22 protein-coding genes and 1 pseudogene are annotated in these 25,966 nt (G+C 47.2%); 6 read left to right on the top strand and 17 right to left on the bottom strand.

Going from position 1 to position 25,966, the window contains the following annotated elements; translation table 11 throughout:
• Positions 1-759, bottom strand: coding sequence for an SDR family oxidoreductase (locus AYR61_RS05605; RefSeq protein ID WP_065902071.1), 759 nt, complete (start codon positions 757-759; stop codon positions 1-3).
• 386 nt (positions 760-1,145) lie between these two features.
• On the opposite strand from AYR61_RS05605, the gene AYR61_RS05600 reads away from it, so the two are divergent.
• Positions 1,146-2,066: a glutathione S-transferase C-terminal domain-containing protein gene (locus AYR61_RS05600; RefSeq protein ID WP_056987061.1), complete on the top strand. Its 921-nt coding sequence runs from the start codon at positions 1,146-1,148 to the stop codon at positions 2,064-2,066.
• 77 nt (positions 2,067-2,143) lie between these two features.
• Here AYR61_RS05600 and AYR61_RS05595 read toward each other — a convergent pair whose 3' ends face one another.
• The 7 genes from AYR61_RS05595 to AYR61_RS05565 form a co-directional block, all read right to left on the bottom strand.
• The gene (locus tag AYR61_RS05595; RefSeq protein WP_065902070.1) at positions 2,144-3,100 is read right to left on the bottom strand and encodes an alcohol dehydrogenase catalytic domain-containing protein; all 957 of its coding nucleotides are present in this window, start codon (positions 3,098-3,100) and stop codon (positions 2,144-2,146) included.
• Between the two features lie 12 nt (positions 3,101-3,112).
• Positions 3,113-3,748, bottom strand: a complete 636-nt coding sequence (locus tag AYR61_RS05590; RefSeq protein WP_065902068.1) for an NAD(P)-dependent oxidoreductase — start codon at positions 3,746-3,748, stop codon at positions 3,113-3,115.
• 170 nt (positions 3,749-3,918) lie between these two features.
• On the bottom strand, positions 3,919-4,362 hold the full coding sequence (locus AYR61_RS05585; protein WP_056987062.1) for a universal stress protein: 444 nt from the start codon (positions 4,360-4,362) through the stop codon (positions 3,919-3,921).
• Positions 4,363-4,421: 59 nt separating this feature from the next.
• Entirely contained in the window at positions 4,422-4,856 is a 435-nt protein-coding gene (locus AYR61_RS05580) for a universal stress protein (protein ID WP_065902063.1), read from the bottom strand.
• 12 nt (positions 4,857-4,868) lie between these two features.
• Positions 4,869-6,485 (bottom strand): Nramp family divalent metal transporter, encoded by a 1,617-nt coding sequence (locus AYR61_RS05575; protein ID WP_065902061.1) that lies wholly within the window; start codon positions 6,483-6,485, stop codon positions 4,869-4,871.
• A gap of 964 nt (positions 6,486-7,449) precedes the next feature.
• Positions 7,450-8,394, bottom strand: coding sequence for a Ppx/GppA family phosphatase (locus AYR61_RS05570; protein WP_054707505.1), 945 nt, complete (start codon positions 8,392-8,394; stop codon positions 7,450-7,452).
• Entirely contained in the window at positions 8,394-10,577 is a 2,184-nt protein-coding gene (locus AYR61_RS05565) for an RNA degradosome polyphosphate kinase (RefSeq protein ID WP_065902059.1), read from the bottom strand. Before AYR61_RS05565 ends, AYR61_RS05570 begins: the two co-directional genes overlap by 1 nt.
• A gap of 631 nt (positions 10,578-11,208) precedes the next feature.
• On the opposite strand from AYR61_RS05565, the gene AYR61_RS05555 reads away from it, so the two are divergent.
• Positions 11,209-13,956, top strand: coding sequence for an HAD-IC family P-type ATPase (locus AYR61_RS05555; RefSeq protein WP_065902057.1), 2,748 nt, complete (start codon positions 11,209-11,211; stop codon positions 13,954-13,956).
• A gap of 128 nt (positions 13,957-14,084) precedes the next feature.
• Here the strand turns inward: AYR61_RS05555 and AYR61_RS05550 are convergent, their stop codons facing one another.
• The 3 genes from AYR61_RS05550 to AYR61_RS05545 all read right to left on the bottom strand — a co-directional run bounded on the left by AYR61_RS05550 (position 14,085) and on the right by AYR61_RS05545 (position 15,630).
• Positions 14,085-14,312 (bottom strand): hypothetical protein, encoded by a 228-nt coding sequence (locus tag AYR61_RS05550; protein WP_065902055.1) that lies wholly within the window; start codon positions 14,310-14,312, stop codon positions 14,085-14,087.
• 187 nt (positions 14,313-14,499) lie between these two features.
• On the bottom strand, positions 14,500-14,649 hold the full coding sequence (locus AYR61_RS15145) for a hypothetical protein (protein ID WP_156770461.1): 150 nt from the start codon (positions 14,647-14,649) through the stop codon (positions 14,500-14,502).
• Positions 14,650-15,399: 750 nt separating this feature from the next.
• Entirely contained in the window at positions 15,400-15,630 is a 231-nt protein-coding gene (locus tag AYR61_RS05545) for a hypothetical protein (RefSeq protein WP_054707519.1), read from the bottom strand.
• 309 nt (positions 15,631-15,939) lie between these two features.
• Between AYR61_RS05545 and AYR61_RS05540 the strand changes: the two are divergent.
• Positions 15,940-16,263, top strand: a pseudogene (locus AYR61_RS05540) (MarR family winged helix-turn-helix transcriptional regulator); the annotation flags it as partial.
• Positions 16,264-16,294: 31 nt separating this feature from the next.
• On the opposite strand, the gene AYR61_RS05535 reads toward AYR61_RS05540, so the two are convergent.
• A complete protein-coding gene (locus AYR61_RS05535) occupies positions 16,295-17,389 on the bottom strand; it encodes a hypothetical protein (protein WP_056987066.1) in 1,095 nt (364 codons plus the stop codon).
• A 172-nt stretch (positions 17,390-17,561) separates the two neighbouring features.
• Here AYR61_RS05535 and AYR61_RS05530 point away from each other — a divergent pair, with 172 nt between their 5' ends.
• The gene (locus tag AYR61_RS05530) at positions 17,562-18,683 is read left to right on the top strand and encodes a glycosyl hydrolase family 8 (protein ID WP_056987067.1); all 1,122 of its coding nucleotides are present in this window, start codon (positions 17,562-17,564) and stop codon (positions 18,681-18,683) included.
• Between the two features lie 107 nt (positions 18,684-18,790).
• On the opposite strand, the gene AYR61_RS05525 is transcribed toward AYR61_RS05530, so the two are convergent.
• Positions 18,791-19,042, bottom strand: coding sequence for a hypothetical protein (locus tag AYR61_RS05525; RefSeq protein ID WP_056987068.1), 252 nt, complete (start codon positions 19,040-19,042; stop codon positions 18,791-18,793).
• Positions 19,043-19,451: 409 nt separating this feature from the next.
• Here AYR61_RS05525 and AYR61_RS05520 point away from each other — a divergent pair, with 409 nt between their 5' ends.
• Positions 19,452-20,855, top strand: coding sequence for a L,D-transpeptidase family protein (locus tag AYR61_RS05520; protein WP_065902053.1), 1,404 nt, complete (start codon positions 19,452-19,454; stop codon positions 20,853-20,855).
• Positions 20,856-20,937: 82 nt separating this feature from the next.
• Here AYR61_RS05520 and AYR61_RS05515 read toward each other — a convergent pair whose 3' ends face one another.
• Positions 20,938-21,369 carry a transcriptional regulator gene (locus AYR61_RS05515; protein ID WP_065902052.1) on the bottom strand — a complete coding sequence of 144 codons (432 nt, stop codon included), beginning with the start codon at positions 21,367-21,369 and terminating at the stop codon, positions 20,938-20,940.
• A gap of 130 nt (positions 21,370-21,499) precedes the next feature.
• Here AYR61_RS05515 and AYR61_RS05510 point away from each other — a divergent pair, with 130 nt between their 5' ends.
• Positions 21,500-22,054, top strand: coding sequence for a TMEM175 family protein (locus AYR61_RS05510; protein ID WP_056987069.1), 555 nt, complete (start codon positions 21,500-21,502; stop codon positions 22,052-22,054).
• Between the two features lie 104 nt (positions 22,055-22,158).
• Here AYR61_RS05510 and AYR61_RS05505 read toward each other — a convergent pair whose 3' ends face one another.
• From AYR61_RS05505 to AYR61_RS05495, 3 genes are all read right to left on the bottom strand, one after another.
• A complete protein-coding gene (locus tag AYR61_RS05505) occupies positions 22,159-23,334 on the bottom strand; it encodes a pyridoxal phosphate-dependent aminotransferase (RefSeq protein ID WP_065902051.1) in 1,176 nt (391 codons plus the stop codon).
• Positions 23,335-24,532: 1,198 nt separating this feature from the next.
• A complete protein-coding gene (locus AYR61_RS05500; protein ID WP_065902050.1) occupies positions 24,533-25,369 on the bottom strand; it encodes a YitT family protein in 837 nt (278 codons plus the stop codon).
• Positions 25,370-25,388: 19 nt separating this feature from the next.
• The gene (locus AYR61_RS05495) at positions 25,389-25,955 is read right to left on the bottom strand and encodes a DUF1836 domain-containing protein (RefSeq protein WP_065902049.1); all 567 of its coding nucleotides are present in this window, start codon (positions 25,953-25,955) and stop codon (positions 25,389-25,391) included.
• Positions 25,956-25,966 lie beyond the last annotated feature (11 nt).

Genomic DNA, 25,966 nt, shown 5'->3' with positions numbered 1-25,966 from the left:
CTATTGTGCCGTATACCCACCATCCACAACAAACTCTGAACCTGTTGCGAACTTGGATTCATCTGAGGCTAAGTAGACACAGATGTAGGCGATGTCGTCTGGTTCACCAATGTGACCCATTGGTGTCTTTGTCCGGGCTGACATGGCTTCTTCGGCACCTGGCAGATCTTCTACCAACGGCGTCTTGATGTAGCCTGGGTGCACGGTGTTAACTCGAACATCGTAGTCTTTCAGCGCACAGTCAACGGCTGCTGACTTCGACATGATCCGCACGCCACCCTTTGACGCGTTGTAGGCACCCAAGTTAGGGTCACCGATAAAGCCTTCAATTGAGGACATGTTGATGATCGAAGCGCCAAGGTGCTTGTTCTTCATCCGTTGAATCCCTAAACGAGTCCCAAAGAACACGGCGTCCAAGTTGATAGCTAATTGTTTGTGCCATTCTTCTGTGGTCGTGTTTTCGATACTCTTGTTGATGGCGATCCCGGCGTTGTTCACCAACGTGGTAACAGGCCCAAAGGCTTTTTCAGTCTCGTCAAACAACTTGACCCAGCCTTCTTCATCCGTAGCATCGTGCTTGATGAAACGAATGACATCTTCGCCGCCAATGCTCTTAGCAGCCTTTTCACCAACATCAGCGTGACGCCCTGTGATAACGACCTTAGCGCCTTCGTCGACAAAGCGTTGGGCAACGCCTAAGCCAATTCCCAAAGTCCCGCCAGTAACAATTGCAACTTTACCCTTTAAACGATCAGTCATGTGAATCCCTCCGAGTTAATTTTTAAGTTTTGTTTTGAATAAAGTTAGTATAGCATATAATTTGCTTACTAGTTCACAATTTACTAAAAAGTCATACTATTTTCACAAATAGGTCACAACTTGGTAACTGTAATCCATACTTACAGACTATTATAGAAAGCGGTTTAGCGTCCGTTATACCAAAGATTAAGATTTTTTAAATAAATATAGTCGCCCCTTACCCAAACAATCTTACAACTTTAGTCTATTAATGAAAAATTCACAAAAGACATCATTTTCATTATTTCTTGTTGCCATTATTGTCACCCAATCACAACTTAATAAGCCATCGCGTGTCCTTTTTTGAGCAAAGGTTTTATAATCGATCTAAAAGGAAGTGTTTTCGTATGGCAAACGAATCAAATGAAGGTGCCGCATGTTCTTGGCAACCAAAAAAGAAACCATCTGCAACGTTAGACCAACGTTTTTCAACTGGGGACCTGCCCGTTGAACCCAATCGCTACTCACTGATCTGGGCGTACTTCTGCCCGTGGGCAAACCCCGTCAAAATGGAAATTGACCTCTTAGGGCTTGATAAGGTCATTGCCAGCAGTCCCATTTATTCCCTGCGTCATACCGGAATCGATGACGACTGGTTCTTTGGACCAGACGAAAATGATGACGATCCGATTTTAGAGATCAGCCGTGTCTCGACTGCTTACAAGAAGGCTGACCCATCATTTGATAGTCGCCCAACCATTCCAGCTTTGGTTGATGTTCAAACTGGTGCAGTTGTCACCAGTCAATCAGCTACATTACTCGAGGAACTGGGCACTGAATGGCGTGACTACACGGCTCCTGGTGCGCCAGACCTGTTCCCAGATGCCGACCACGACGAGCTCGTTGCCTTAAGCAAACGCATCGCTGACCTATCAAAAATCATTAACGGGGCCTCAACAGCTATTTCACAAGAGGGCTTCAACCGCCTCTCCGACCGGTTTTTTGACGAACTGGAGGATTTCAACCAGCGTTTGGCCAACCAGGCCTACCTCTTCGGCGATCACATGACCACCGCTGACCTGATGTTGTTTGCCCGCTTACTACGATTTGACCTCGTTTGGTACTACACCGCAAAATTAAACAAACACCGGCTTCAGGATTACCCTAACCTCTGGCGCTATGCCAAGGTGATGTACAGCAATCCAATCATTAAGGCCGATACTGATTTCGATAAGATCAAACAACATTTCTATCAAACCACACAGAAGGTCACGAGTTTCGACCAGGTTATTCCAGCTGGTCCAGACATGAGCGAGTGGGAAAATTAATCTTCATTGCGAGCAGCTCAAATAACGTCCTTATGAATTCTGACTGAATTTATAAGGACGTTATTTTAATGGACGATTTAAGGTAGTACGACAACCTTACCAAAACTGTCGCTTGAATCAAGAAAAGCTTGCACATCCGCCGTATGAGCCAGATCAAACGTTTTAGTGGGCGTTACATCAATATGGTGCTGTTCGATGACCTGCAGCATATCATTGAATGTTTGCTCAGTGACATCACTGGAACTAAACGACGTCAGGTAGGTCCCTGCTGTCACAAACCCCATCGGATCAAAGTCCTTGCTGGACCAAACACCACCAAGAGACCCTGTGACACACAAAATGCCATTTTTGGCCACCAGCGTCAAAGAATCTTGCAACGTCAATGATCCAACGAGTTCTAACACCTTATCAAATTGACGGGAACCAGCCTGAACGTGACCCGCTTGTTCCAAAATAATATCATCAAACCCATTAGCCAGCATCTCAGTCTTTTTCTCAGGCCTTCGTGTCGTGCCAATGACGGTTATCCTTGTGCGCATAGCCTTGGCCAATTTCATAGCAGCTAAGCCAACGCCGCTGGTGCCGCCACGAATCAGTAAGGAATCATTATCCGCAAGTTTAAGATTCAGCAACGAGCCGTAAGCCGTCCAATAAGTTTCGGGAATCGCGGCGAATTCAGCCCAAGATAACTGGGTCTCGACAGCAAAAATCTGTTCATTAGGAATCAACATATATTCAGCGTAACTGCCATCAAAGTTTCGTCCCATTTCACCCATGATCGTGGCAACCTTTTGCCCAATCGGCAACCGGGCTTCATCCGTCGTTTCAGCAATGACGCCAACGCCTTCGATGCCAAGGATCCGTGGCAATTTCACTGTAGGTGACCACCCGTTTCGGGTAAAAATCTCAGAACGATTAATGCCAAACCCTTTCACTTGGATGAGCGACCAGCCGGGCTTGACCTTTGGTGTTGGAACGTCTGTCATTTTCAAGACTGACGGGCCACCAGGTTCACGTAGCACAATTGCTTTCACTATTAGACCTCCTTAGTCGTCAACAACCGTAAATCGTTGCCGTAAATGCTTCGGTTGCTCAATTTCATCAAGCAACGCACTGGCAAGATTTTCCGTAGAGACTTCCGACTTGCCAGCCTTGTTCAACAGGATCTCGTCCTTGCCGATCCGGTAAGTCGTTTTAGGGCCGGGGGTGAATGTTGCCTGCGGTGAGATTGCTGTCCAGTTCACATTATCGATCCACTGCAAATAGTTGTATTCATGAACTTGTTGGACAGGCGTTTGAATCCACGGCTGACCAGCGTTGTCTTTCAAAATCGTATCCAACATCATGGTGCCGTCTGCTTGTTTTAAAGAACTGGCACCCAGAATGAAGAACAAGTTGGTCGTGTCGTCATTGCGGAACGCACTGATCAACCGACTCGCAAGGTCCAAATGCTGATAGGCCTGTGGTGAAGCGAAAGCATCGACGACTTCATCAAACTCTGAGAGATCATCATGCGTCAGTGTTAATGCACCCTGTTTAATGATGGTCACTTGATTGCCAAACAGGGATGCCGCTTTGTCTTTACTGCGAACAATGGCCGTGACCTCATGGCCGCGACTAATGGCTTCCTTAACGATCTCCTGACCCGTTCGGCCGGTTGCGCCAATAACCCCAATTTTCATGTGATGCACCTCTTCATTAAGTTGTGTTTAAAACTGTATCAAGCTTAACATGTTTTGTCGCTGGCACCCTTGAAAAACGCTCCAGAATTCGAAATAATTGTTCGCAAATAAGCACATTAGGTCATCTGATACAACATGGTATCCGACCTAATGTGCTTATTTTACTGTTCCTATCTGATGACTTGCACTGAAATCGGTGCGTACTTAACCATATAGGCAGCCTGAGAGCCAAATCGTTTTCGAATGCCCTTCTTTGCTAACGACCCGACCACTAGAAGGTCCGGTTTAACAGCCAGAATCACATCCCTAACGATGGTTTCACCTGGATCACCATCCGCAACAACGACGCTCACATCGGGAATGCCGAATCGCAATGCCAAATTGCGGTAGCCTTCAACATGTTGAACGAGTGCGTCACGCTGACCATGCACAAAATCTTTACTGAGCGCCTGGTAAACGTTCATCTCATCCGACTCAAGAATCGAGGTAATCGTTAATGTTGACCCATCGCTCTTAGCTCGGTTCATGGCATACCGAAACGCTAATTGGGCATCCGGCGAATCGTCTACCCCAACTAAAATGTGTCTAAACTTTCTTGGTTTTGTTTCTGTCATTTATCTTGACCAGCTCTCTTTGTTACGAACACCCCTAATCAGCAAATTCAGGATGTTTTTTACCGAATAACGAGTACCGAGATTGGCGCGTACTTAGCCATATAGGCAGCTTGGCTCCCAAACCGGCGCTTGATCCCTTTTTTTGCGATCGACCCAATAATCAGTACGTCTGGCTTAACGTGAGGAATAATATTCTTCACGATGGTTTCGCCCGCGTCCCCTTCATCAACAATAAGGTCGACGTCTTTAACACCCGCATCCTGAGCTTGGCGTTGATAATCTAAAAGATGTTCCTCCAGTTCACTACGTTCGCCATGAATGTAACCCTTATCCAGTGCCTGATAGACGCTCATATCGTCATTTTCCAATACTGACGCAATCGTTAACTTCGCGTTGAGATCCAAAGCGTAGTGAATCGCATAGTCAAATGCTAATAATGCATCCTCAGAATCATCTACCCCAACTAAAATACTTGTAAAATCGGTCTTAGCCATCGCAAGTACCTCCTAATTTTCGGCGTTCAACGCCCCATGTTTAGCAACTTCTGCCGCCAACCGTTTGTTACCCTTGTACAGATCATAAATCGTCCAAGCAAGTAACGCTAACACACCAACGATCAGAACGTAGGCAATCATGTGCGCCGTTTGGGTCTGTGCAGCCGTAATGTTTTCACCGTAAAACCCGGCAATGGAATCTGGTAACCCCTTTAAGTTCAGGAAAGTCAGTGCAATCACTGAGAACCAGCCGCAGATTTTGACCCACATGTGGTTTTTGAATCGTTCGCCCATTTCAAGCTTACTGTTGGTCATCATCAACAATGGGACCATTGAGAATGGCAGGGCAAACGCCAAGAATACTTGGGAATTATTCATTAAATTATTAAGTGCTTCGTGTTGTTGAATCGGCGTTTCACGACCCGTCAAAGCCACACAGAACATGACTGGAATCACTGAAATGACACGGGTGATCAATCGACGTAGCCATAGTGGCATCCGCATGTGGACAAATCCTTCCATGATGACTTGACCGGTCAACGTTCCAGTAATGGTTGAGTTTTGACCTGAAGCCAGTAAGGCAACCGCAAACAAAATGGAGAGGATCCCCGACTTAGCAACCCCGATCAGCACACCATTACTCAGCATTGACGTATCTGAAAGTGCTTGGAACAACCCGAAGAAGGAAGGATCTTTGACGGCACCGCTCTTGAAAACAGCGACCCCCATGATGAGTAACAAAGAGTTAACAACGAATGCCAGCGACAACTGAATGTTTGAATCCCAAGTTGAGAACCGCACTGTCCGCGCAACGTCCGCTTCGTCGTTATGATCCATCTTCCGCGTTTGAGAAATAGCGGAATGCAGGTAAAGGTTATGCGGCATAACTGTCGCCCCGATGATGCCCAAAGCCCCAGTCAGCGGCGTATCGCCGTTAACGTGAATTGAGCCGGAGAATGTGTTGCCGTTTGGTACCAGGCCAGCGATAACACCACCCCAGTTAGGGTCTGATAACGCAACCTGATAAGCAAACACCAGTAAAATAACTAAAATCAAGCAAACAACGATGGCTTCAATTTTTCGAAACCCGATCTTCGTTAATAATAGCAAGACCAAAACATCAAGAACCGTAATTAAAACTGAAATGACTAATGGAATATGGAACAACAGGTACAGTGCAATGGCTGCCCCAATCACTTCGGCGATATCCGTCGCCATAATAGCTAATTCTGTGAGGATCCATAACACGATCCCCAACGCTTTACTGGTCCGTGCTCGAATGGCCTGAGCAAGGTCCATCTGACTCACGATGCCAAGTTTAGCCGCCATGTATTGCAACAGCATCGCGATCAAACTTGACATTAAGATAACAGACATTAATAAATACTGGAAATTTTGACCGCCGGTGATGGAAGTTGACCAGTTCCCTGGATCCATATACCCCACTGCAACAAGTGCGCCCGGCCCGGAGTACATGAATAATGCCTTCCAAAATCCGATATTCTTTGGAACTTCAACAGTACCATTGATCTCTTCCAACGATTTTCCGTTGGCGTATTCGATCAAACGGTGCTTTCTTGGTTGATCTGCCAAATTTAAAACCACCTTTCTATTTGTGACCACAAACATTGTACAATAAAGTTTATGGAATTCAAATAGAATTTTAGGTAATACTTAATAAATTATCATACATGTGAAATATAGTTAGCGTTTTCTTTACTTACTTAATCAGTTTTATAAAAATTTTAAACTTAATAGATATTTTTTTATTATCCCTAACATTTATCAGCTGAATTGCCAATATTAAACAAAAGTCTATTATATTAGGCTGGTTTACGATTACAAAATCCGCATATTGTCGTTATTTACTATGACATAATAATTTACAAAATTATTTAATTGACTTTTGTTTTTGGTTATCTTAACATATAACCGAACTTAAGAGTTCAAAGCAGCAACTTTCAAAACTACTTTCTATGGGCTAAAGCGTCGACCACAGTTGGTTTCGACGCTTTTTAGATGGCCCTCTCATCGCGAATGAATGAGTGTCTCACTCCCCAAGGGGTTCCTGGAAAGGGACCTCTTTTTTCGTAGAGTGTTAAAAAAGGCGGTCTTGCTCCCAGAGTATAGCGCACCCTAGTCGAGAATCCCGAACTTGGATTCTTGACTAGGGTGCGCTATACGGCCGGGAGCGGCCTTTTTTAACACGTTTCGGCCCGGTTGCCTAGAAAGACACCAACCTCCTGCTAAAAATAGCCTCCAATCCACTGGCAATTCGCCGGTGAATTGGAGGCTATTTTAGCTATAGAATTATTTTTAAAGTTGCTTTATCTGGTTGTCGGTATTGTTTTGGCTTTGGTGCGCCTTTGTCACATTGACATAACACCACAAGCCTCCGCAAGGCAAGGGGCGGCCATGTAACGGACTCTGGTAAAAAATCCAGGCCCGGGCTGACCGGTTCTTTTCAAGTGAGTGCTAACTGCTTCGGCGCTCCCTTTTCACATTGACTAAACGAGTTCCGCAAGGCAGGAGGCTCCTGTGTAAGCAACTCTGGTCAAAAAAGTCAGGCCCGGACTTTTCTGACCAGAGTTACTTACACTCCGCCTCCTAAGCGCCTTGCTCCACTCTCTCCCAAATGCTCAAACAACACCCCATCCCTCAACCCACTATTTGAAAACGTAATCCTATCCGAATCCAAATAGCGCATCATCAAGACTAGCGGGATCAGGCCGCCGACAATGATGTCCGCGCGGTCCTTACTCAATCCTGGAATCTGTTTTCGACCATCCAGATCACGGTCGACGATCTTTGAAAAGGTATTATCCACCACCTCACGGCTGAGTTGGTAGCCGTGGATATCCTCGTAATCTGAAAAACGATTATAGCGGCGGTCGATTTTTGCCAGCGTTCGGTTACATCCACCCAGCCCAATAATCGGCAAATGCAAGCCATTCCGCAACCACCAGATACCTGATAGCAGGTTATTCACGTAGGTCATGACGTTAAACAGGTTGCTAGCAGGAATGACATCCGCCGGTAAATACCCCTGCGTCAGTGTCACACTACCAATGGGGATGCTGATAAGGTGCTGCACCTTGTTATTTTGCACCAAAATAATTTCCGTACTTGCCCCGCCAGTATCCAAAATAACAGCGTTCGGTAACGGCAAGGTCTCGCTGACGCCTAAATAATCATAGTAGGCTTCCGTTGTGCCCGGAATCACCTTCAGATCGATGCCCAATTCGGCAACCTGTTTTAAAAACTGTTTTTGATTGCTTGCCTGCCGGGTAGCCGCCGTTGCAATGGCTTTGACGCTCACGTTTTCTTCTCGATCGTACACGGTCTTAAATTCTTTCAATGCCGCTAACGTTCGGTCAATGGCTTCCGGCTGCAGCACCCGTTCAACCCCCATGTTTTCAGACAGGCGAACGTACGACTTCAACTGCGTCACGGGCGTTGTTTCCCCGTTATCATCAATTCTGGTTACACTCAGACGCGCCGAGTTTGACCCCAAATCAATTACCGCAAAATTTTCCACTAAGCGTCACTTCCATTATCGTTGCCCGGGTCGACCGCATCAGACTGCTCAGTTGCGGCTGGCTGACCCTCTCCTGCCGACTGCAGACTAGATAACTTATTCTGTTCTGCACGGGCCTGAGCGAACGCCACTTTCTTTTCGGCATCCGCAACGAACACCGCCTGTGAGTCATTGGCTGGTGCCCCGCCGCGACTGACGCGTTTATAAGTGTTATCCGCCGTCAGAACTCGTGTCTTGACGTTATCTGTCCACATAATAGCATAAATCGCAATGACCCGGTCACGCAGATCAGGTTGTTTGATTGGGAAAAGCAGTTCCACCCGCCGATTCAGATTCCGCGTCATCATATCCGCACTGGATAAATAAACAGTCGACTCGCCATTAAAGTCGAAAATATAGATTCGGCTGTGCTCCAGAAAACGGCCAACGATCGAGTGCACCGTAATGTTGTCGCTCACGTCCTTGATCCCGGTTCTGAGACAACAGATGCCCCGCACAATAATGTCAATTTTGACGCCCGCGTGAGAGGCACGATACATATGCGCAATGATGCCTTGATCAGACAGCGAGTTCATCTTCATTTGCACGTGAGCGGTTCCACCATCCTTAACCACTTGAATGGCGGCGTCCAATTTTTCATCGATGAAATCACGAATGCCTTCTGGCGAAATGTGCAGCTCATGGAAAAATGGTGGCCGTGAATAGCCAGACAGCATGTTAAAAATGTTGGTGGCATCGATCCCCATATCGTTGTCCGCTGTAAATAATCCCATGTCAGTGTAAAAATGAGCGGTCGCATCATTATAGTTCCCAGTGCCCATGTGCATGTAGCGCCGAATACCATCCGTTTCACGCCGAACGACCAGCGATAATTTACAGTGGGTCTTCAACCCAATCAATCCGTAAATGACGTGGCAGCCCATCGTTTCCAGTTTTTTCGCCCAGTGCACGTTATTTTGTTCATCAAATCGTGCCTTCACTGCAACCAACACAGTGACTTGTTTCCCATTTTGCGCAGCCTGTCCTAAATACCGGATGATTGGCGAATCCCCAGATACCCGGTATAGGGTCATTTTGATGGCCAGGGTATCGGGATCACTGGCTGCCTGCCGAATAAACTCCACAACGGGGTCGAACTTGTCGTAGGGGTGCTGCATCAGCCAATCATGCTGACTGATTGCGTCAAAAATATTATTTTGGGCGGACAACGCCTTTGGCTGGTAGGCCTTAAATTTCGCGTACTTCAATGCATCATGCCCGTTTGTTTCCTTCACCACGTGCTTTAGGAAGGTCAGGTCAAGTGGACCGGGAACCTCATAGATGGCAAACGCATCAACGTTGAGTTCCGTGGTCAATCGTTTCAATAATTTCTTACTGATACTACTCTCAACTTCCAACCGGATCACATCACCGTGTTCGCGCAACTTCAACTGCTGCTGCACTTCTTTCAGCAGGTCAGAGGTATCCTCTTCGGCAACATCGAGGTCCATATCCCGAATAACGCGAAACGCGCTGCTGGACTTGATTTTGTAATTCACGAAAAGTTGACTCACAAACTCCTTGACCACGTCTTCGATCAAGATAAACGCGTTGTCGTCATCCGGCAGCCTCAACACCCTTGGGAAGACGTCAGGAATCTGAAGTGTGGCGTACAGCGGTTCATCGTTACCGCCCTTTTTCAACTGGATGGCAAAATTCAACGTATCGTTCGCAATAAAGGGAAACGGCCGTGAGCTGTCATCCGCCATTGGCGTGAGGACGGGATAGAGGTCATCATGAAAATAGGTTTTAATGAACTGGTACTGCTTATCGCTCAGTTGCTTCACCGTTTTCAGCTGAATCCCCAGCTGTTCACAATCCGGCAACAGATTATCCAGCGTCTGATACTGCTTAGTCAGCTGCACGTGGGCCTTTTGGTTGACTGCCTTAAGCTGTTCTTCGGCCGTCATCCCGGATGCCTCTGGTTCGGGGTAGTTGACCGCAGCCAGCTTAGCCAGTGAGGCCACCCGCACCATGAAAAATTCATCCAGGTTACTCTGCGTAATGCTCAAAAAAGATAACCGTTCCAAAAACGGGTTTGACTCATCGCGAGCCTCTTCTAAGACCCGGTCATTAAAATCCAGCCAGCTTAATTCTCGGTTGGTGTAGTAGTCAAAATTGTTATAGTTGATCTTATCGCTCATATCGAAACACTCCTTCATCTCTCAGTGTTTTGCGCCCCCAACGTTACGAGTTGCGTTCCCAATCTCGTAACTGATGTTCACCCTTTATCATACCGCGAAACCCCTTTCCTTTTCCCGTATTCTGTACTGGGAATTTTCAACTTGTTGATTCATACCATCGTATTTGGCACTTGTATCTGGTTATCTTGTGGAGGTGCTTTCCCACAGTTGAGTGATTTTAATAGTGTCAGCATGCCGCTTCGTTCCACCGCTCGACCCTGCAGGCTGAGGTGGGGTCGCTTCGGAGCTATTGAATTTCTTATCAGAAATTCAAGGATCTCCTACGTTGAAGATCCACTCGAGAGCCGCACAGCGGAAATCGAGTTAGCTTCATCGCGAGCCACCACAGCGGAGTGCCAAATCGCGCAATGCAACGGACTTAGCAATCTACCCGTATTCAATACAAGCACTTATAAAGTTTATAAGATTATTAAATTACAATTCGACAATTCTTTCCGATTCTCAAGTGGCACAAACTTCGATATAATAGAAGGACGACTAAACCAGAAAGAAGGGATGCACCTTGCTCGTGAAATTCTTGAACATTGACGTACCAGATCGCTAATTTTATTTTCGGAAGGATGATTTTTTAATGGCAAACGAAACAGACTCAATTTCTAATCAAACACCCGACGCGCCGCAGGAACAACCGGACGCCGGACCCAGTCAGCAACAAATTTGGGCGCAGTCAACACCCGCGTTGGAAGCCCAGTGGCATACCAACTGTGAAGACGGACTGACCACGCAGGAGGCAAAGACTCGCTTTGCCCAGCAGGGGCCAAACGAACTCCAGGCAAAAAAACCGTCCAATTTGTTGCGATTCTTAAAACAGTTTAATAGTAGCATCATCTACATTCTGGCAGCCGCTGCCATCATCACGTTCCTGTTGCACCGCTATTCGGACTCGATCGTTATCGGGTTGGTGATCATCGCCAACGCGCTGATCGGGTATTTCCAGGAAATTTCAGCGGATAACGCCCTGGATAAGATCAAGGAACTGCTGGTCTCTGAAAACTACGTCATCCGTGATGGTCAAAAACTCGAGCTGCCTTCTCGTGAACTCGTCACTGGTGACCTCGTTCAACTGGAGGCTGGTGATTCAGTGCCCGCTGATATGCGGCTGATTTCGGCCGATAACCTGAACATTCAGGAATCCGTGCTGACCGGGGAAACGAATTCGGTTGAAAAGACTGAAGAACCGATCACCGCAGATAACTTACCGTTAGCCGAGCGCAGCAACATGGCCTTTGCGTCGACTGCAGTCACGAGCGGTTCTGGCCTGGGTATCGTGGTCGCAACTGCGACCCATACCGAAATTGGGAAGATCCAGCAGGACGTTGCGGAAGTGAAGGCCAAGCCGACCCCGTTGATGCAAAACTTGAATCGTCTTGGGTTGGGCTTATCTATCGCGATTGTGATTGCGGCGGTACTGTTGTTTATCCTTGGGATGATCACCCACGTGTACAGCCTGCCAACGCTGCTGATTGCCGTGATCACCATGGTCGTCGGGTCGATGCCTGAAGGGTTGCCTGCAAGTACCTCGGTGGTGCTGGCAATGGGAACGCGGCGGTTAACGAAGCAGCACGCGATCGTTAAGACGCTGCCAGCCGTTGAAACGCTGGGTGCCGTGGACATTGTCAACACGGATAAGACCGGGACGCTGACCAAGAACGAAATGACGGTCACTGACATTTTGACGAACCACCATGCCTACACTGTTTCTGGGGTGGGTTACGATGCTGAGGGTCAAGTGTTAAACGATGATGTGCAGCCGGTCGACTGGCAGGACAACCATGACCTGAATTGGCTGGTCAACATTGCTGGTCAAACCTCTGACGCCGCCTTCCATGAAGAAAACGGCCAGTGGATCTTAGCCGGTGAACCGACCGATGGGGCGTTAACTGCGTTGTACCACAAACTGACTGGTAACGAACCCGAAATAAATGAAATTGAATCGCTGCCGTTTGACTCTGCTTTCCGTTATTCAGCACGATTAGTCGATATGGATCAAGACCGCGTTCTCCTGGTTAAGGGGGCACCGCAGACCTTGATCCACCTTGTTCAAGCTCACGGCGGGGACACGTCACTGGACCAGTGGCAATCCCGTTTAGATACACTGACGCATCAAGGAAAACGAGTGGTGGCACTTGCCTACCAGCCAGTTGCGTCAGATGAAACCGAAATCGAACCCGACCAAATCGGGGACGGTCTGGTTATTGTTGGGATGGTCGGCATCATTGACCCACCACGTCCCGAAGTTGCCAAAGCTGTCCAGCAACTACGATTTGCCGGCATTCAAGTCAAGATGATCACCGGTGATGATCCCGACACAGCAGCGGCCATCGCCAGTCAATTGCATTTAGCCGAAGTACCAAAGGCCATTACCGGGCCCGAAATCAATGAGATGAGTGACGAAGAACTCACCGATAAAATTGACACCTACACCGTGTTTGCCCGAACCACACCGGCGGATAAACTGCGAATCGTGCGCGCCCAACAGGCCCGCGGTCACGTGGTTTCGATGACCGGTGATGGGGTCAACGACGCCCCCGCTCTCAAGCAAGCCGATATTGGGGTCGCCATGGGGATCAAGGGGACCGACGTTGCCAAAGGATCGGCCGATATGGTCTTAGCCGACGATAATTTCACCACCATCTTAACGGCGGTGCGTGAAGGCCGACACGTCTTTGACAACATCCGCAAAACGATTCGCTTCCTGTTGCCAACGAGTTTTGCGGAAGGCTTGATCGTGGTCATGAGTATTCTCCTTGACCAATCACTGCCGCTATTTCCAACTCAATTGCTTTGGATCAACATGGTTTCAGCCCTGACGATTCAGTTTGCGTTTATCTTTGAACCCGCCGAAAACGACATCATGGCCCGCGGGCCGCGTGATGTGAAGGCTGGTATCATGAGCAAGCTTGACGTGGTTGAAGTCATCTATGTTTCGTTGCTGATTTCTGGTCTGGGAATGCTTGCGTACGACACGCTGGTCAACCATTCGATCACCGCGGCCGTTGGGAGCACCATGACGTTGAACGTGGTCATCTTCGGGAAGATCTTCTACCTGTTCAATCTGCGAAATAACCACCCAGTTATTTCAAAGTACTTCTTCCAAAACAAGATGGCATTCTACATCATTGGGTTGCTGATCGTCCTTCAGTTGGGCATCATCTACCTGCCGTTTATGCAGGGCATCTTCCACACCACAAGCGTGAACTTCTGGTATGGTTGGGGCATCCCAATCATTGCCGGAATTGTCGTTTTGGTCGTCACCGAAATCGTCAAACTGTTCCGGTTGCGCTGGGATGATATGCACCAGTCACGAATGGAAAAATAAACCCCACACAAAAACAGCAATCAATCCGAATAATGGGTTGATTGCTGTTTTTGTGTGTCACTGAAGATCTTATATCTGCCAACATATGATGTCTAAGGTCAAGCCAGATGTGTGCGTATATAAAACTGTCAATGTAAGGCTATCTGAAACTGTTCCGCGCCGTTGATCGATGCTACTCGAATCACGTCACCATCCATGATGGACGCCCGCCAGAAGTTACCGTGAAGTGGGTTTAGAAAGGTAAATGTAAAGCCGCGTCCGGTTGGTGTTTTGCATGGGATTAAGGTGCCTGCCGTGCCATCTGAAAGCCTCAGCGGTTGAACCTGGTCAATGCGATGGATGTAAATTGTGGTCATGTTCCTCACCTCCAGTGGTATTATAGCACATTTTAAGGTGTACATAAAAAATATTATTTAACATATAAAAAACATCTGTAATTCTCGATGTTAATCTTGAGAATTGCCGATGTACTTAATCATCCTTTGTTGATTCCGTTAATCTGAGTTAACCTTTCGTCCCCTTTTCTTTAGCAGGGAGAAAAACTTATGCTGTTTTTTTTGCCTTCCTTCGTTTGAATTTATAACCGGCCCTTGTTAATGCATCTTCAATCATTTCCTGTGTTAGCCATTCATCGACATCCTGAATTTCTTCAGGGAGCGTTATCCTATGGGCACCTGGAAACTGATTTTTCATCTTCGATACCTCTTTAATTTACTCAACAACTTGACAGTTTACAATGACACGCGGATTTCTAATACAAATCTCTCTGCCTTTAAAAAAATTAGAAATCGTTTTTCTTCTAAAAGCTGTATACGTGTCCTTAATGACAACCTCGGGATTAAGCTTAAATTCTTGAATGAGCATTTCAATTAAAATACCATCTAAATTGTCTCTAATATGCGGTTTGTTAACTTCTAATCCCTCAAGCTTTTCACTGCCTTATGCCAAAACGTTAACCATATGGGTCGCCAAATTAATATTTTCCTTCAAAACCTTGGGATGATTCAGCAAGGATGCTACATTGTCAATCGTTGTACCGTGGTAGACTTTCATTTTTGCTAACTCCAATGTACCTAAATTTTATTCTAAAACGGTTAACATCATTAATCAAATTTTCTGTTTTTCAAAAATCCTCCCTTATAGAAAAACAAATTAATGTCACTTTTTCCTTCTGATTGTAGCTACGTAACGATTCTTCTCAAAATTTAAATTACATAAATTATTAAAATTAATAAAATCAAGCACATTATTAGTCGATCCATAGCAACCCAATAGGTCACGTAAGTATTCTTTGGTCAGACCCTCAAAATCAAGTACTCTGACACTAAATTAGTATCTGTTTTCCTTAAAACCTAAAAAAACGTCAATTGTCTTTATATTTTGACAATGATAACGTTTTTTGTGAGTTATATTTAATTTATGCTACTTAGCTCAAAACTGTCTTCACTTCACCGCAACCCGAAACACCTCATGCCGATTGATCGAATCCACGGTCACCGTCTCACCATCCGTAATCGCATCACACCAAAAATCGCCATGTAACTGATCAAAGAATTTAAACAGATACCCATTGGCACCATCCGGCGTCTTACAATGTTCCACGACGCCATTCGTCCCATCTGATAACTTGACGGGTTGCTCAGCGTTCGTTTGATGAACAAGCACAGTTGTCATCGCACTCACCTCCGCCCACAGTGTACCACTAAATAATCTAATGGAATGATAGCAATATCATTAATCTAAAAAGAAACCGTTCCGATACCAAACTCAGAATACTGAATTAGCTACTCAGTCTACTGGATTAGCGGTATACTTTATTCTGTTTAACTTACGAGAACTCAAATCAATCACCAACACCATCCAAACGAGGCTAACCATGAAAAATCAAAAAGACGCGGGTCAGGCCGTTTCCATGCTGGCAAACAAGATTCGGCGTCAACTGGATAAATTTGCCAGTAAGTATGAGTTTAGCGGACCCAGGGCCGGGTCCTGCTCTACATTTTAAGCCAGTCCAAACAACATCCCGTGTTCCAAAAGGACATTGAAGTCGAGTACGGCCTGCGTGCCCCGACTGCAACAAACATGCTCAAGGAAATGGTGCGAAACGGGCTCATCGTCCGCCAGCCAACGGTGTATGATAACCGGTTGAAACAAATCATCCCCACCGCAAAAGCGCACGAGTTCGAGACCCAAATTCTCGCCGACATCAACGGTCTGGAACAGCGCATGACACGACGGATCACAACTGATGATCTCAACACGTTTCTATCCGTTGTTGATCAGATGCTGCTTAATTTAGCGGATTAAAATAGGGTAGCCAGTCTAAGGATTGGCTACCCTATTTTTTGAGTTGTTTTCTAAGTGGCTGCCAGACCGCGTGCAAGCCAAATGCCGAGGCAAACGACAGGCCCCACGTGGCAACGTAGGTCAACAGGATGCCCCAGAATAGGTGCGATTGGGCGAGCATTTTCCCCACAGTCAGCCAGACGACTTGTTCCCAAAACACATTGGCTAAAAAGGCCTTATACGCAAAATTTGCGAAGCGGTGCACCCACACCGTTACGGGTCGCTTGTGGCGAATCTGGGCCGCCCCAAGTGCGACCACCAGTCCGATCATCAGCAGATCATAAATGACCATCCCGGGTCGATAATACGGCGCATCCGTCAGTTTCACTGGGAAGACAAACGCAAACAGATCACGGTTGATCCAGTAGTATGCGGCCAACGCACCAGCGGCTAACCCCAGCCACCAACGTTGCAGCCACGGCAACACCCAGTTACGAAACGACCAGGTCAGCGTGCCGAAAATACCATAAATCAAAAAACTCAGGCACACTCTATCCAACAGATACCAGCTATGCATATGCGGCCCGTGGAAGACCTGTGTGTCGTAAAGTACCAGCCAGATGACCGTAAACAGCACCGTGCTGCCGACAATGCGCCACGCCCGTTTCGCACTGGCACCGCACCACCGCGCAAGGTGCCAGAACAGCGGCATCAACACGATAAACTGCAGCATCATCGTGTTGTACCACAGATGTGGCGCCGCATTTCCGTTGATAAACCGCCAGATAAACCCGCCTAGTGAGCGGTAGCGGGACCCCTGCTGCACCCAGGGCATCACCAGCAAATAAATGCTGGTCCACCAGAGTGTTGGCACAAACAACGCATGCCACTGGTTGCGCAGATAGTCGCTATACGGGACCACCGGCCACAACGTTTGCCGCATTGTGGTGTATAGGATACCGAAAATGAAGGCCGGTGCGGTAAACTTCACCAGGTTGTATGCAAATCCGATGCCGACTTGCGCAAAATTGCTGGGATGCAACGTTAACGCCAGCGCTAAAATCGGCTGCAGCATCACTGCCGTACACGCTGCTAATTTTAAATAATCCCCCACATCAGCCTGTTCTGACGCTATCGATTGCCTCACGTTCTGCCACCCCCTCTTCAATCAAATAAACCCCATTATACCGCAATTTTATTTTGAGCTAAGGATCCTGCGACTGTTCACGATATTTCAATAATTGGCGAAATTCAAAAACACAGGAACCCATATATACGTCTTATAATGGAAACAACAGCTCAAAAGGAGGGTCTACTAGATGATTTCTAAATTCGAAAAAATCGCGCTTGGCATGTGCCTTGGCATCGGATTAGTATTTGGCAGCGTCTCCCAGCCCACGGCACACGCTAAAACGACCCAGGCGGTCACCTGGTACAACCAGTGGCAAAAAGACTATGTTGGCGGTAAAACGCAAAAATATGTCCGCAACAACAATGGCAGTGGTGCGACCACGGTCGTTTCAGAGGGTCAGGGGTACGGCATGCTGGCGAGTGTGCTGGCTGCCAAGAAAGGCGCGAACACGCACACCACTTTTAATGCGTTCTATCGCTACTACCGCGCCCATCGCATTTCCAGTCAAGATCCGCTTATGTGCTGGCAGCAAACCATGCGGTCCGGCCATTTGACTAGTACCGGGTCACAGCGCAACAGTGCCACGGACGGCGATCTGGACATTGCCTACGCGCTGATTCTCGCCGACAAACAGTGGGGCAGCAAAACCGTCAACTATAAGGCAGCGGCTAAGAACCTCTTGACGGTCATCAAAAAGGATGAGATCAATACCACGACCTACCTGCCTAAGGAAGGCAACTGGGCAACCAGCAGTTACGATGCCAGCAAACTGCGTACTTCGGATCTCATGGTCGGCTACTTCAAGACCTTTGCAACCTACACTAAAGACAGCACCTGGACGAAAGTGGCAACCCATAGTCAAACGGCCATCAAAAAGTTAAGTGCACGCCACTCAACCGGCCTGTTTCCGGACTTCATCTTCGCTAAGGGCAGCAGTATTTCACTCACTGCCGCCAAGGCCTACCAGTTCGAAAGCGCAACGGACGACCAGGTTGGCTACAACGCCTGCCGTGTCCCTTGGCGCCTAGCCCAAGGTTACCTGCTTGCTAAGGACAGTGCTTCTAAGGCAGCGTTGAAGAAACAACTCACCTTCTATAATAAGAAGACCAAAATTACGGTGGTTTATACCCTGACTGGCAAAGCGGTCAACAACTATGAGAACACGGCCTTCACAGCACCAATTAACATGGCGGCTAGAACGTTAAAGGACACGTCGTTGGCAAATAAAACGAAAAAACAGTTGCCAACTACGATTGAGAAGAGGAACTATTATTCTGCTACGCTGCAAGTTGTCACTGCGTTGGAGTAACCGGCTATATAGACAAGCAGTTGTTACAGTATCGATCAAAATCCAAGCGAATCACCAAATCGGTAAAAAAATCCCAAGGCAACATCCCTGGGATTTTTTCAATCAACTTATTTACCCCAACCATAACAACCAAACTGGCGGATCATCTCATCTTTATCCACCCAGTCATCATGCGCAAAATCGGTGAACCTTTTTTCGATCAACTCACGATCATGGCGAATCGCGGCTGACTGTGAATCAAGAATCAACTTGTTCTCTCGAATCTCGTAGGACAATTGATCAACGGGAAGCAGAGCTAAGTCATCCGGCAAAATAAGGACTTTCAACTCACCCAGTTGTTTTACCTTAAGGTCTCGCATAATTGACGCCTCCATTTCAACATCAAAATCAGGTCAAATGTCCTTTATCTGAGCATCCTAATTTTTTCAACAATTGCTGCTTAACCGTTGAAAATCCACTTACTAAAAATATATTCTGCCAGCAAAAGTGGTAAACTAAATGAGGTGAATGCCTGATAAGACCACCTAAAACCGGCGATATACCAGCATTTTAAGTCAACTACCACGCAATCTTAAACAAGTACTCCTTGACTCTAACCGCAGAAGCGCTTAAAACAGACATATCACCACTAACTGTTTCAAAAAGACATTTTAAACACAGTTTCATTGCAATCGTAATCAATTCTTATCGTTTATTTTAGGAAGGGTTAAGACTAACCGTCCATAATCGGACCTAGTCAAATTGATCAAAGGACGGCGACATAACAATATGGCACGCAAAAGAAGAACAACCAAACATTCGGCGACGAAGAAGTGGGTATTAATTGGTCTCATCGCCCTCATCGTTGTTGGTGCCGGAGGAGCAGTCGGCTACGTCAGCTACTACAATCAACGCTTTAAACCGGCTAAGATCAACGGCATCACAGTCACTAACATGACCGCGAGCCAAGCAGCAGATAAAATTAATAACAGCGACTCAACGACCAGCAGCAATACGATTGCCGTGTCGAAGTCAAAAATTAACGTTTCAACCGCAACCGTTAATAAGTTGCTGCAAAAACGAAACAATGACGGGCACGCGCTAGAGACCGTTTCGCTAAAGGTTGCTAACACCGTATCAGCTTCTGACTACAACTACCGGATCAACACCTTGTTGCCGGCGTTCAAATCAGAAATCGAGACCATCAACGCCAATCGGACAACACCAGTGAACGCAAAGGTCACCTATGCTGACGGCAAGACGACGGTCACCAAGAGTCAAAACGGGACCGCCCTCGACGAAGCCACCATGGTGAAATCGTTTAAGGAACAGGCTAAAACTGATTTGGAAATCGACGTTAAAAAGACCATCGACACACCAGTAAAGGCTGACAGTTCAGCCATTAAGACGACTGAAACCAATTTGAAGTCGCTTCTGAATCGAACCGTTAATGTGACCTATGGCAGCACCACTTGGCACTTTAAGGCGAGTGACTATCTGAAGAGCGTCACCGCCTCCGTTGACGGCAAGTACACGTACGACAGTTCAACGTTAGCCACGGAAATTGCAAAATTGGCCAACGAACACGATACCAAGGGCAAGTCATTTAGCTACAAGACTCATAGCGGCACGACCATCAAGACCAAGGTCGGCAGCAGTACTTACGGCTGGTCGATCGAACAAACGAAACTCAAGACTGCTATTCTAGCAGCGTTTGAGAAGTCTGGCACTCAGACCCTGAACCTGAAAAACTATGTTTCAGGGCTTGGCTACGGTAAGTCAGGCGTCGGCGGTACCCGGGTCGAAGTTGACCTGAAGACGCTGGAAGAATACGCCTACGTCAACAACAAACTGGTCTTCAGTACACCGGTAATGTCCGGGACTGTGACCGGGAGTGACAAGACGCCGCAGGGTGTGTTCTACGTCCTCTACAAACAGCGTAACGCAACGTTGCGTGGCGAAAACGACAATGGGACCTCGACCTCCTACGCATCAAAGGTTAAATACTGGATGCCGTTTACCGAAGATGGGGTTGGGTTGCATGATTCCTCATGGCAGCCGTCCAGCGTCTATGGTAACGTTAGCGACCGGAGCGAGTACCACTCCCACGGGTGTATCAATAACCCGCCTTCAAAGATCAAGGCACTGTGGGAAGTTGTTTCAACGAATGAACCCGTTGTGGTTTATTATTAAGAAAGACACTATCATCTGATTCCAAAACAAAAACCATCTCACTGATTTCTTCAGTTGAGATGGTTTTTTGACCAATAATATGTTAATTTTCACCATTTAAAAACGCGGTAATCCTATTAGCAACTTTGTCAGGTACTTTATCGTCATCAGCGAGCAGCCCGCTTAAAAAATCGTTATTTTTCATTAATGCCTTCAAGACTTTATTATCTGCTTCTGAAGGAAACGCACCCACCTCATACAAAGCAACTGTATTTTGGTGCCATCCCAGAAGTTTTGTGAACTCAAGTTGTGTTAATTTGATATTATTTCGATATTTTTTAATATCTGCTGGGCTAACTAACCCTGTATCATCACGATAAAGCTGTTCCGCAATTTCATTTGCAATGTCGTCAAGCTCTAAATCGTCTACCAACTCATCTGTCTTTCTATCAAATCTTGCTGGAGCAGTCACAATATACTCATGATTATTAATTAGAAATGAATTAGTGTAATCTTTAATATAGGTATTATTCATAATTAGGTCTCCTAGTTTCAAATCAACGACTATGACTAATACAAGTATAACCAAGACCACTTATTAATATGCATCAAAGCTCTCGCGAGTTAAACTTAACGCAAACGAACAAACACGGGGGAATTCTAAATTGGGGAAATCACGGCTCGAAGCCTTTACTGATGGTGTTGTCGCCATCATCATTACCATTCTGGTCTTAGATCTGCATCTATCTGATACGAACCACACCTTAGCGGAATTAGCCGCTAAAGTGCCAACATTCATCGCCTACACCACAAGCTTCATCGGCATCGCCGCTATCTGGATCAATCATCATCACATCTTCACCCAAGTTAAAACGGTCACGGAACCGATTCTTTGGACCAACATCAACTTCCTGTTCTGGCTGTCGCTCTCACCTGCTGCCACGGCCTGGTTTGGCTCCGACATTATGTCACCGCTGGCCGCCTTTGTTTACCAGTTCGACATCATCCTGTTCAACCTGGCCTTCCTCTGGTTGCGGCGCACCGTCCTGCATGAAAACCACGAAATCGACTCGCCGCGCATCTCGCGCGAAGTTGCGTCGATTGCCGTCAACGTCGTGGCACTGATTGCGCTGTGGGTCTTTCCACCCATCGTGTTCATCGCGCTGCTGGCAAACGTCAGCATCTGGGTCATTCCATGGCGGCATATTCTTCAACGATAACAGTCTAAAATCGCGTTATTTAACGCCAAAAACGGGTCTCCTAGCCTGTTCTTTCACACTGAAAGAACAGGCTAAGAAACCCATTTTTAATGGTTTAAACACAATTAACTAAAATCCAACCCCAACTTATCAATTCGCTGACAAGCTTCTGTGAAACGAGGCTCGTCAATCAGCAGGCCAACGCGGACGTAGCCTTCGCCAGCTTCACCAAACCCATTACCAGGCGCAACCGCCACGGCCGCCTTTTCCAGCAATAGATCCGCAAAGCTTTCACTGGTGTACCCCTTTGGCACCGGCATCCAGGCGTAAAACGCCCCACCTGAATGATAGGGTTCCCAGCCGATCGCCCGGGCGGCTTTAAAGAACTGGTTGCGCCGTTTTTCGTACAAGGCAACGAGGGCCTTAACGGTGCTTTGATCACTGTTCAACGCAGTAATGGCCGCCTTTTGAATCGCTGGGAAAATGCTGACAAATAGATGGTCTTGAATCAGATTGATAGCTTCGATCAAGTCAGGATTCCCAGCCGCAAACCCAATGCGCCAGCCGGCCATGTTAAACGACTTGGAGAGGGTGTTCATTTCGACACCAACATCCTTGGCTCCAGGCGTTTGCAGGAAACTGATCGGTTTGTGACCATCAAACCCAATCGGGCCATAAGCGAAGTCGTGGACGATGCCGATGTCATTTTGTTGCGCAAACGCCACTGTTTTCCTGAAGAATTCTGGTGTTGCAACGGCACCGGTCGGGTTATTCGGGTAGTTCAGGTAAAGTAACTTGGCTGCCTTGACGACGGCTGGATCAATGGTGTCATAATCGGGCAGGAAGTCGTTTTGTTCAGTAAGTTTTACCAGCTCGAGGTTAACTTTGGCCAACGTGACCCCTGATAAATAATCAGGATAGCCTGGATCTGGCAACAACAGTGTATCCCCGGGATTTAAAACGGCAAACGGTAACTCCACTAAGCCAATTTTTGACCCGCCAAGGATGGCAATCTCTTTTTCTGGATCCAGAGTTACCCCGTATTCGCGCTGGTAAAAATCAGCGGCCGCCTGTTTTAATTCCGGGTCGCCACGAAACAGCGAATACTTATGGTTGTCAGGTTCAGCGGTGGCATCCTGCATGGCCTTCACCACAAAGTCGGGCGTTGGCTGGTCGGGATTTCCCTGTCCTAAATTAATCACATCGGCGCCAGTCGCCACCTTCGCGTTCACCTTTTTAACAAGGCTCGCAAAAAACTGTTTTGGCAGATGTTGCAAAATATCTGATTCTTCAAATTTCACTAGTAATACCCCCTCTAATTGCCGCTAGCTCAGGGAATAAAAAAACGTCCCTTATCAATAGATAAAGGACGACATTGCCGTGGTACCACCTTAATAGTCCAGACTGAACCAGACCACTCAAGGCCACGGTAACGGGTGACAACCGCTGCAAGTTCAGGATTCCCTCACTTGCCAAATACGGAGAAGACCATCTTCTTAAGTCACCAGGATCGTTTTTCAGCAACCACGATTCTCTATGTACGAGGTGAATTTAATACTCATCTTCTGAGCTAACTGGGTACATTATGAGGAATTGGTGAGAGAAAGTCAAGAGAGCAGAGCGTGGAAGGAGGCGGTTAGAGGGCGGAGCGTAAGTAACTTTCGGCAGAAATGCCCGAACTTGGCATTTGTGCCGGAAGTTGCTTACGCAGGAGCCCTCTGCCTCCTGGAACGCGTTTCGGCTATGTGACATAGAAAGTCAGAGCGTGAAGGAAGGACGCCCAAGGAGTGGAGCCTAGTGGACTGTGCCCGGTAAGCCCGGTCTTGGCTTTACTTGCGGAAGTCCCTTACATGCAACCTCTTGCCTCCTGGAACGCGTTTCGGCAATATAACATAGAAAATCAGTCGCCAAAACCAGCAATCCCACTTCTCATAAATCAATGCAACCATTCAATGTACGGCTTTTTCACATTACTGAAACGTGTTCCGCACGGGGCTAACGTGCAACGGACGATGACCAAAAAATCAGGACCGGACTTTTCTGGTTTTCTTCAACCTAATGGTGCTGGCCTCGGCGCTCCCTTTTCACATTGCCGAAACGTGTTCCGCAAGGCAAGGGCTACTACGTAAGCGACTCTGGCTAAAAATCAGGACCGGACTTTTCTGGTTTTCTTCAACCGAATGGTGCTGGCCTCGGCGCTCCTTTTTCACATTGCCGAAACGTGTTCCGCAAGGCTGAGGGCTACTGCGTAAGCGACTCTGGCTAAAAATCAGGACCGGACTTTTCTGGTTTTATTCAACTGAATGGTGCTGGCCTCGGCGCTCCCTTTTCACATTGCCGAAACGTGTTCCGCAAGGCAAGGGCTATTGCGTAAGCCACTCTGGCTAAAAGTTAGGACCGGACTTTTCTGGTTTTCTTCAACCGAATGGTGCTGGCCTCGGCGCTCCTTTTTCACATTGCCGAAACGTGTTCCGCCCTCAAAACGCCTTGCTCCACACTCTACAACAATTGACTCAACTCCTGTCCCCTTACACTCCTAACACCCTCAGTAATCACAAACGCATCCGGATCGATCGACTGCACGATTGGAATCACCAGCGTCCACTGCTGCGGCGTGCAAATAAAATACAGCACTTCCTCGTCAGATTTACTGTAAAACCCACTCGACTTCAACATTGTCACCCCGTGGCCGATATTTTCCGATAGCGATTTCGCGATTCGCTGGTTTTCCTTTGAAATGACCATGATGGCGCGCTCCGTCCCCAACATTTCCAGATACTTATTCAACACTACCGCAGAAATATAGAGTTCGATCACCGTCAGTAACATATTCTGAAACCCAATAATCAGCCCAGAGGGAATGGCGACCATTAAATCAAAACACAGCGTTGCCGATCCGTTTCGGACTCCAAAATAACGGTTCATGATCTTAGCCAGAATCGTGCTGCCAGCAATCGTCCCCTCCGCCCGAAAAATCAGCCCCATAGAGATACCCATCAAAACGCCGCCAAAGATGGCCGCAATCAGTGTCTGGTCCGTTTTATACGGAAACAGGACTGGAACCTTCAGAAAGATTGAGATCCAAATCACGGCCCATAATGTGTAAAAAACAGTACTCTTCTTTAAATAGCGAAATCCCACGATTAAAAGGATGCCATTCAAAACAAAGTTCGTTAGTGCCGGCTGGATATGTAGCGCATAGTACCCAATCGTTGTCAGACCGGTCACCCCGCCCTCACCGATTCGGTTAGGGATCAGAAAATAGTTAATGGCAATCGCATACACCATTGCCCCAATGATGATGTGCAATCCATTTTTAAGTAATTTAGTTGGCATGTTGTGTCTCCCCAATTTATTATGTTTCACGTGAAACAACACCGAGAAAAAAGGCACCACCGCACGCGTCTGTCACGCGGTGTTGGTAGTCAATCGTCTTCGCCTTCACAGCTGCTGCTAACCGATTCTTAGCTGCCAGCCAATACAGGATCGATTGCACTGCCTCATACTGCAACACCGTTGACTGCGACGCCTGGTCCAGGTCAATGCTTGTCACACTGGCCGGTTCCAACTGCGGCTTGGCCGCCTGTTCGTTAAACATCTTGACGAAATTATCGTAACCCTGCTGTGCCGTGGCATCCGCCAAGATCCAAACCAGCGCCTGTTTGATTTCATCTAACGTAAACACATTTTTCAATAACCCGACTACGATGGCCCCCGCAACGTGTTTTTGCGAATACCGTTTTTTGACCGGTGGAATAATGATGTCGGCCTTAAAGTAGTTGTGCATCATCGTCTTCGTAATGGCGTCACCGATAATCGGTTCCAGGTACATATTTGTGATATCTAATAACTGATCCAAATGCAGGCTCAATTGAGGCAGCTCGGCCCACAATGGCAGTTTTATACTTTGCTCGTTGGACACCGCAATGCCCC

Origin of the sequence: Secundilactobacillus paracollinoides (genome assembly GCF_001702155.1) — a bacterium.
GTDB classification, from domain to species: Bacteria; Bacillota; Bacilli; order Lactobacillales; family Lactobacillaceae; genus Secundilactobacillus; species Secundilactobacillus paracollinoides.
This window is presented reverse-complemented; position numbering and strand designations above follow the sequence as displayed.